The following is an 8319-nucleotide window of genomic DNA, read 5'->3' as shown; positions in this document are numbered from 1 at the left end:
CACCGCCGAGCCCCGCGCCACCGCCGGCGCCCGCGGGTAACGCCCCACCGGCCGATGTGCCCCCAGCCGAGCAGCCGGCACCGCCGGACCCGCGCAAGGAACTCGCCGAGCGCATCGCCGACGAGAAGAAGTGGCGGCAGAGCACCCGCCAGGGCGTCCAGTTCCTCGCGCTGCAGTTCCAGGCCACCCGGTGCGACAAAGAGGACATCCTGGCCGGCAACGACGACCCGAACCTGCCGCTGGTGACGTGCTCGACCGACCACAAGGTGGCCTACCTGCTGGCGCCGTCGATCATCAGCGGCGACCAGATCGCCGACGCCTCCTCGGGCATGAACCAGCGCGGCATCGGCTATGTCGTGGACGTGCAGTTCAAGCCGGCCGCGGCCAACACCTGGGCGGACTTCACCGCCGCCCACATCGGCACCCAAACCGCCTTCACGCTGGACTCGCAGGTCGTCAGCGCCCCGATGATCCAGGAGGCCATCCCCGGTGGCCGGACCCAGATCACCGGCGGCGACCCGCCGTTCACCGCCGCGACGGCCAAGCAGCTGGCCAACGTCCTCAAATACGGTTCGTTGCCGCTGTCCTTCCAGTCGTCGGAGGCCCAAACCGTCTCGGCCACGCTGGGATTGACCTCGCTGCGGGCGGGCCTGATCGCGGGCGGGATCGGTCTGGTCCTGGTGCTGCTGTACTCGCTGCTGTATTACCGGGTGCTGGGTCTGCTCACGGCGCTGTCGTTGATCGCCTCCGGCGCAATGGTTTTCGCCATCTTGGTGCTGCTGGGCCGCTACATCAACTACACCCTGGACCTGGCCGGCATCGCCGGTTTGATCATCGGTATCGGCACCACGGCGGACTCGTTCGTGGTGTTCTTCGAGCGCATCAAGGACGAGATCCGCGAAGGCCGGTCGTTCCGGTCGGCGGTGCCCCGCGGCTGGGCGCGGGCGCGCAAGACGATCGTCTCGGGCAACGCCGTCACCTTCCTGGCCGCCGCGGTGCTGTACTTCCTGGCGATCGGCCAGGTGAAGGGCTTCGCCTTCACGTTGGGGCTCACCACGATCCTTGACCTGGTCGTGGTGTTCCTGGTGACCTGGCCGCTGGTGTATCTGGCCTCCAAGTCCCCGACGCTGGCCAAGCCCGCGTACAACGGCCTGGGAGCCGTGCAACAGGTCGCCCGCGAACGTCGGGCCTCGGCGCAAGTGAAGACGGGACGGGGATAGCGCATGAGTGCCTCCAAGGCATCCAAGGACGCGACCGAGCTCACCGCAGCTTCCGAGGGGACCGTGCAGCTCACCGACGGCGGCGCGGGCCAGCCGCGGCACAGCTTCCTGTCGCGGCTCTACACCGGCACGGGCGCCTTCGAGGTGGTCGGGCGGCGCCGGCTGTGGTTCGGCATCAGCGGCGGCATCGTCGCGGTCGCCCTCGCCAGCATCATCCTGCGCGGCTTCACCTTCGGGATCGACTTCAACGGGGGCACGACGGTGTCGATGCCCGCCGCGGGCGCGACCGGCCAGGTGCAGACGTCGCAGGTGTCCGACGTCTTCCGCAAGGCCGTCGGCCGCGACCCGGAATCGGTGGTGATCGTCGGCAACGGGGCCTCCGCCACGGTGCAGATCCGCTCCGAGACGCTGTCCAACGACCAGACGGCCAAGCTGCGCAACGCCCTGTTCGACGCTTTCGGGCCCAAGGGCACCGACGGCAAGCCGAGCAGGCAGGCCATCAGCGATTCGGCGGTGTCGGAGACCTGGGGCGACCAGATCACCACCAAGGCGCTGATCGCGCTGGTGGTCTTCCTGGCGCTGGTCGGCCTGTACATCACCGTGCGCTACGAGCGCTACATGACGCTCGCCGCCATCGCGGCGATGTTCTTCGACCTCACCGTCACCGCCGGTGTGTATTCGCTGGTGGGCTTCGAGGTGACCCCGGCGACCGTCATCGGGCTGCTGACGATCCTCGGTTTCTCGCTCTATGACACCGTCATCGTCTTCGACAAGGTCGAGGAGAACACCCACGGGTTCCAGCACACCACCCGGCGCACGTTCGCCGAGCAGGCCAACCTGGCGATCAACCAGACGTTCATGCGCTCGATCAACACCAGCCTGATCGGGGTGTTGCCGGTGCTGGCGCTGATGGTGGTCGCGGTGTGGCTGCTGGGCGTCGGGACGCTGAAGGACCTGGCGCTGGTGCAGCTGATCGGCATCATGATCGGCACCTACTCGTCGATCTTCTTCGCCACCCCGTTGCTGGTCTCGCTGCGCGAACGCACGGAGCTGGTGCGCACCCACACCCGCCGCGTCATGCGGCGCCGCTCCGCCGGCGCCGAGCCGGTCGAGGAGGCGAAGGCCACCGGGGACGAAGCGGCGGCGGACGCCGCCGCGCCCGCAGCGTCCGACAAGCCCGCACCGAGCAAACCGGCGCCGGGCGCGCGCCCGGTGCGGCCGACCGGGACCCGGCGTCCGAGCGGCAAGCGAAACGCCGGCCGGCGGTAGGCGCCATGGCCTCCAGGTATCGCCTCGCGGGAGGCGCTATCGCTTTGGCCGCAACGCTCGTGGCGGCCGTCGGGCTCGCCGCCTGTTCCGGCAGCACCGCCGCCCAGGTCGACTACGTGGTCGACGGCCCGCTGGTCACGTACAACACCAACACGGTCGTCGGAGCGGCGTCGGCCGGGGCGCAAGCCTTCGCCCGCACGCTGGCCGGCTTCAGCTACCACGGTCCCGACGGGCAGACCGTCGCCGACCGTGACTTCGGCACCGTGTCGGTGGTGGGCGGTTCCCCGCTGGTGCTGGATTACCAGATCGCCGACAACGCCGTCTATTCCGACGGCAAGCCGGTGACCTGCGACGACCTGGTACTCGCCTGGGCGGCCCAGTCCGGCCGGTATCCGGAGTTCGACGCCGCCACCCGGGCCGGCTACCTCGACATCGCCAACGTCGAGTGCCTGCCGGGGCAGAAGAAGGCGCGGGTGTCGTTCATCCCGGACCGCGGCGTCGTCGACTACAACCAGCTGTTCACCGCCACGTCGATGATGCCGTCGCACGTGATCGCCGACCGGTTGCACGTCGACGTCACCGCCGCCCTGCTGAGCAACAACGGCGAGCTGGTGCAGCAGATCGCCAAACTGTGGAACACCATCTGGGACCTCAAGCCCGGCCTCGACCTGAAGAACTTCCCGTCGTCGGGGCCCTACAAGATCGAACGCGTCCTGGACGGCGGCGCGGTGGTGCTCGTCGCCAACGACCGGTGGTGGGGCCCGAAGGCGGTCACCAAGCGGGTCACGGTGTGGCCCCAGGGCCCCGACATCCAGGACCGGGTCAACAACCGCAGCGTCGACGTGGTGGACGTGGCGGCGGGCTCCTCCGGAACGCTGACCACGCCGGACAACTACGACCGCGCCGATTCGCCGTCGGACGGCATCGAGCAGCTGATCTTCGCGCCGCAGGGCCCGCTGGCGCAGCCCAAGGCCCGCCGCGCGCTCGCGCTGTGCACGCCGCGCGACACTCTCGCGCGCGATGCCGGGGTGCCGGTCGCCAACTCACGCCTGAGCCCGGCGCTCGACGATCCGGTCACCGCCAGCGTCGGCGCCGCCGAGGCCGGCCCGTTCGGCAAGGCGGACCCCGGCGCCGCCCGCGACGCGCTCGGTGGCGCGCCGTTGACGGTGCGGATCGGCTACCAGGGGCCCAATGCGCGGCTCGCGGTCAACGTCGGGGTGATCACCAAATCCTGTGCCGCGGCGGGCATCACCGTCGCGAACGTCGCCCTGGACACCTCGGGGCCGCAGGCGCTCAGGGACGGCAAGATCGACGTGCTGCTGGCCAGCACCGGTGGGGCCGCCGGCAGCGGGTCGACGGGGTCGTCGGCGATGGACGCCTACGAGCTGCACAGCGGCAACGGCAACAACCTGTCGGGCTACGCGAACCCGCAGATCGACAGCACGATCGGGGCGCTGGCGGTGTCGGCCGACCCCGCCGAACGCGTCCGGTTGCTGGGCGAAGCGGCGCCGATCCTGTGGGGCGACATGCCGACGCTGCCCCTCTACCGGCAGCAACGAACCCTGTTGATGTCGAAGAAGATGTATGCCGTGAGCAAGAATCCGACCCGTTGGGGCGCCGGCTGGAACATGGACCGATGGGCCCTCGTGCAATGAGGCTCCGGTGACGAGCGAAGGCGGGAGCGCGCCCGTGGCGGCCGTGATCGCCGCCCTGCTGCGCGAGGTGTCCGACTTTCCCAAGCCGGGGGTCCAGTTCAAGGACCTCACCCCGGTGTTCGCAGACCCGCGCGGGCTGACGGCGGTCACCGACGCGCTGGCCGAGATCGCAGCCGGCGCCGACCTGGTGGCCGGGATCGATTCCCGCGGGTTTCTGGCCGCCGCGGCCGTCGCCGACCGGCTGCGCACCGGCGTGCTGGCGATCCGTAAGGGCGGGAAGCTGCCGCCGCCGGTGCACGCCGAGCACTACGACCTGGAGTACGGCAGCGCCACCCTGGAAATCCCGGCCGACGGCATCGACCTGCGCGGACGCCAGGTCGTGATCATCGACGACGTGCTGGCCACCGGGGGCACCCTCGCCGCCGCGGCCCGCCTGCTGGAACGCACCGGGGCCACCGTGATGGCGGCGGCGGTGATCCTCGAACTGACCGCGCTCGGGGGCCGGCAGGCCGTCGCGGAGTTGCCGTTGCACAGCCTCAGTCGCATCTAGCCCGGTGACGATGCGCGCCGCACCGCGGCGCGGGTGGGGACACACCCAGCCGCGAAGCGGCGCGAGGTGGGGGCGGGCGATCGAACGTAGCCCGGTGCTCGGCCAGTTGCGGGTGAACTGGCGGCGTCGAGCGTGTGCTGACGGCGCGGATTCCGCGATTTCGCCGCCCCTGGCACACCCGCAAAGCCCTCAGCGCACACGCAACGCGGCCGGGGGACGAGACTCGCGCGATATCCTCGAGGGCGGAGGTGACCAACGTGGCGGACGACAAGAGCGCGGCGCAGGCGCTTGACGCGCCCGGCGACGTCGCTGACGCCCTGCTGGTCGGGGAGCCGGTCACGGCTCAGGCCGACCCGCCGGAGCCGCCGACCGAGACGCTGAAGACCCCCAGCAGCGCGTCTCGCCGGGTCCGGGCCCGGCTGGCCCGGCGGATGACCGCCCAGCGCAACGCGCTCAACCCGGTGCTCGAACCGCTGGTGGCGGTGCACCGCGAGATCTATCCCAAGGCGAACCTGTCGTTGCTGCAGCGCGCCTTCGAGGTCGCCGACCAGCGGCACGCCACCCAGCTGCGGCACTCCGGTGATCCCTACATCACCCACCCCCTGGCCGTCGCGAACATCCTGGCCGAATTGGGCATGGACACCACCACTTTGGTGGCCGCGCTGCTGCACGACACCATCGAGGACACCGGCTACACGCTCGAGCAGATGTCCGAGGAATTCGGTGACGAGGTGGCGCACCTGGTCGACGGCGTCACCAAGCTGGATCGGGTGGTGCTGGGCACGGCCGCGGAGGGCGAGACCATCCGCAAGATGATCACCGCGATGGCCCGCGACCCCAGGGTGCTGGTGATCAAGGTCGCCGACCGGCTGCACAACATGCGCACCATGCGCTTCCTGCCGCCGGAGAAGCAGGCGCGCAAGGCCCGCGAGACGCTGGAAGTCATTGCGCCCCTTGCCCATCGGCTGGGTATGGCCAGCGTCAAGTGGGAACTCGAGGACCTGTCGTTCGCCATCCTGCACCCGAAGAAGTATGACGAGATCGTCCGGCTCGTCGCCGGCCGCGCGCCGTCCCGGGACACCTACCTGGCCAAGGTTCGCGCCGAGATCATCAACACGCTGAACGCCTCGAAGATCAAGGCGACCGTCGAGGGCCGGCCCAAGCACTACTGGTCGATCTACCAGAAGATGATCGTCAAGGGACGCGACTTCGACGACATCCACGACCTGGTCGGCATCCGCATCCTGTGCGACGAGATCCGCGACTGCTATGCCGCTGTCGGCGTGGTGCATTCGTTGTGGCAGCCGATGGCGGGGCGGTTCAAGGACTACATCGCCCAGCCCCGATACGGCGTGTACCAGTCCCTGCACACCACGGTCGTCGGGCCGGAGGGCAAGCCGCTGGAAATCCAGATCCGCACCCGGGACATGCACCGCACCGCCGAATACGGCATCGCCGCGCACTGGCGCTACAAGGAGGCCAAGGGCCGCAACGGAGTTCCGCATCCGCACGCCACCGCCGAGATCGACGACATGGCCTGGATGCGTCAGCTGCTCGACTGGCAGCGGGAGGCCGCCGACCCCGGTGAGTTCCTCGAGTCGTTGCGCTATGACCTTGCGGTGCAGGAGATCTTCGTGTTCACCCCCAAGGGGGACGTGATCACCCTGCCGAACGGGTCGACGCCGGTGGACTTCGCCTACGCGGTGCACACCGAGGTCGGCCACCGCTGCATCGGCGCCCGGGTCAACGGGCGGCTGGTGGCGCTGGAGCGCAAGCTGGAAAACGGCGAAGTCGTCGAGGTTTTCACGTCGAAGGCGCTCAACGCCGGGCCGTCGCGCGACTGGCAGCAGTTCGTGGTGTCGCCGCGCGCCAAGGCGAAGATCCGGCAGTGGTTCGCCAAGGAGCGCCGTGAGGAGGCGCTGGAGGCCGGCAAGGAGGCGATGGCCCGCGAGGTCCGCCGCGGCGGACTTCCCTTGCAGCGCTTGGTGAATGGCGAATCCATGGCCGCGGTGGCCCGGGAACTGCACTACGCAGACGTGTCCGCGCTCTACACCGCGATCGGCGAGGGCCACGTGTCGGCGAAGCACGTCGTGCAGCGGCTGCTCGCCGAGCTCGGCGGCATCGACCAGGCCGAAGAGGATCTCGCCGAGCGGTCCACCCCGACGACCATGCTGCGCCGCCCGCGCAGCAGCGACGACGTCGGGGTCTCGGTCCCCGGCGCCCCGGGTGTGCTGTCCAAGCTGGCCAAGTGCTGCACGCCGGTGCCCGGCGACCAGATCATGGGGTTCGTCACCCGCGGCGGGGGAGTGAGCGTGCACCGCACCGACTGCACCAACGCCGCGTCGTTGCAGCAGCAGTCCGAGCGCATCATCGAGGTGCACTGGGCGCCGTCGCCGTCGTCGGTATTCCTGGTGGCCATCCAGGTCGAGGCGCTCGACCGGCACCGGTTGCTCTCCGACGTCACCCGGGTGCTGGCCGACGAGAAGGTCAACATCCTGTCGGCCTCGGTCACCACCTCCGGGGACCGGGTGGCGATCAGCCGATTCACCTTCGAGATGGGGGACCCCAAGCACCTCGGGCATCTGCTCAACGTGGTGCGCAACGTCGAAGGGGTTTTCGACGTCTACCGCGTGACGTCCGCCGCCTGAGGCGGCCTGACCGGCCGGACGGCGGGGTTAGCCGACGCGGACCGAGGTGAGGGTGACCGGGTTGGTGGGCGCCCCGCTCTGCCGGTTGCCCGCGATGCCCGCCTGGGCGATCTTGTCCAGCACTGCCAGGCCCGCCTGCGTGATTGTGCCGAACACCGTGCTCTGCGGCGCCAGCTCCGAATCGCGGAAGACCAGGGAGAACTGGCTGCCGTTGGTGTTGGGTCCGTCGGTGGCCATGATCACCGTGCCGCGCGGGTACATCACGGTCGCCCGGAGGGCGGGATCGCCGGCGGGGTACTGGTCGGTGGGGTATTCGTCGGCGAATTGATAGCCGGGGCCCCCGGAGCCGTCCGACTCCGGACCGCCGCACAGCAGCGATCCGCCGTCGCTGGCGTCGATCAGCCGCGCGCACTGCGTGTTGTCGAAGAATTGCTGCTTGGCCAGGCTGACGAAGCTGTTGACCGTGCACGGGGATTCGTAGTTGGTCAGCTGGATGCCGATGTCGCCGAAGTTCGTGGAGAGGGTGGCCGGGATCTGCGGGGGGTCGGTGGAGACCCGGCCGGACGGGGGCGGGCTGACGGGCTTGACGATGGTGTCCGGGGCGCTCGGATACTGGCAGTTGGCGCCCAGGTCGGCCGGCGGCGCGAACGCCGGCAGCGGTGGCACCGTCCCGGTCGCCTGGTCGGTGGGCCCGGGGTTGGAACCCGGCCTGCCGGGCACCCGGGCGCGGGTGGGTGTGGTCGGCGCCGCGCTGTTGGCCGAGTCGTCATTCTGCGTCACCAGCGCGACGACCAACGCCACCACCGCGGCCAGGGCGAGGGCCGACGCGCCGACGATGCCCAGCAGCAGGCGCCGCGATTGGGTGGGCGGCTGATACGGCGGTTGTGGCGCCGGGTGTGGGCCCGTCGGGGGGAAGTCCTGCGTCGGGGGCGGCGCCGCCGGTGGGGGCGGGGCCGGCGCGGGGTGCGGGGCCGCTG

The 8319-nt window shown here is 70.2% G+C and carries 6 protein-coding genes; 5 read left to right on the top strand and 1 reads right to left on the bottom strand.

What is annotated here, in order from left to right; genetic code table 11:
• The 5 genes from secD to HMPREF0591_RS27245 form a co-directional block, all read left to right on the top strand.
• Positions 1 to 1220: protein translocase subunit SecD (gene secD / locus HMPREF0591_RS27265; protein ID WP_040624164.1), on the top strand; the 1220-nt coding region annotated here is incomplete at its 5' end.
• Between the two features lie 3 nt (positions 1221 to 1223).
• Positions 1224 to 2489 carry a protein translocase subunit SecF gene (gene secF, locus HMPREF0591_RS27260; protein WP_007172005.1) on the top strand — a complete coding sequence of 422 codons (1266 nt, stop codon included), beginning with the start codon at positions 1224 to 1226 and terminating at the stop codon, positions 2487 to 2489.
• A gap of 5 nt (positions 2490 to 2494) precedes the next feature.
• Positions 2495 to 4144 carry an ABC transporter substrate-binding protein gene (locus HMPREF0591_RS27255; protein ID WP_007172004.1) on the top strand — a complete coding sequence of 550 codons (1650 nt, stop codon included), beginning with the start codon at positions 2495 to 2497 and terminating at the stop codon, positions 4142 to 4144.
• A 7-nt stretch (positions 4145 to 4151) separates the two neighbouring features.
• On the top strand, positions 4152 to 4694 hold the full coding sequence (locus tag HMPREF0591_RS27250) for an adenine phosphoribosyltransferase (protein ID WP_007172003.1): 543 nt from the start codon (positions 4152 to 4154) through the stop codon (positions 4692 to 4694).
• Positions 4695 to 4951: 257 nt separating this feature from the next.
• Complete coding sequence (locus HMPREF0591_RS27245) at positions 4952 to 7342, top strand: RelA/SpoT family protein (protein WP_040624229.1); 2391 nt, start codon at positions 4952 to 4954, stop codon at positions 7340 to 7342.
• A 27-nt stretch (positions 7343 to 7369) separates the two neighbouring features.
• On the opposite strand, the gene HMPREF0591_RS27240 is transcribed toward HMPREF0591_RS27245, so the two are convergent.
• The coding region (locus HMPREF0591_RS27240; protein ID WP_007172000.1) for a peptidylprolyl isomerase at positions 7370 to 8319 on the bottom strand (950 nt) is incomplete at its 5' end.

This window comes from Mycobacterium parascrofulaceum ATCC BAA-614, from assembly GCF_000164135.1.
GTDB classification, from domain to species: domain Bacteria; phylum Actinomycetota; class Actinomycetes; order Mycobacteriales; family Mycobacteriaceae; genus Mycobacterium; species Mycobacterium parascrofulaceum.
Note: the sequence above shows the minus strand (reverse complement) of the source record. Positions and strands in the feature narration are given on the sequence as shown.

Coding starts and splice junctions, on each gene's coding strand:
- HMPREF0591_RS27255 (WP_007172004.1), top strand. CDS start 2,495: ATGGCCTCCAGGTATCGCCTCGCGGGAGGCGCTATCGCTTTGGCCGCA.
- secF (WP_007172005.1), top strand. CDS start 1,224: ATGAGTGCCTCCAAGGCATCCAAGGACGCGACCGAGCTCACCGCAGCT.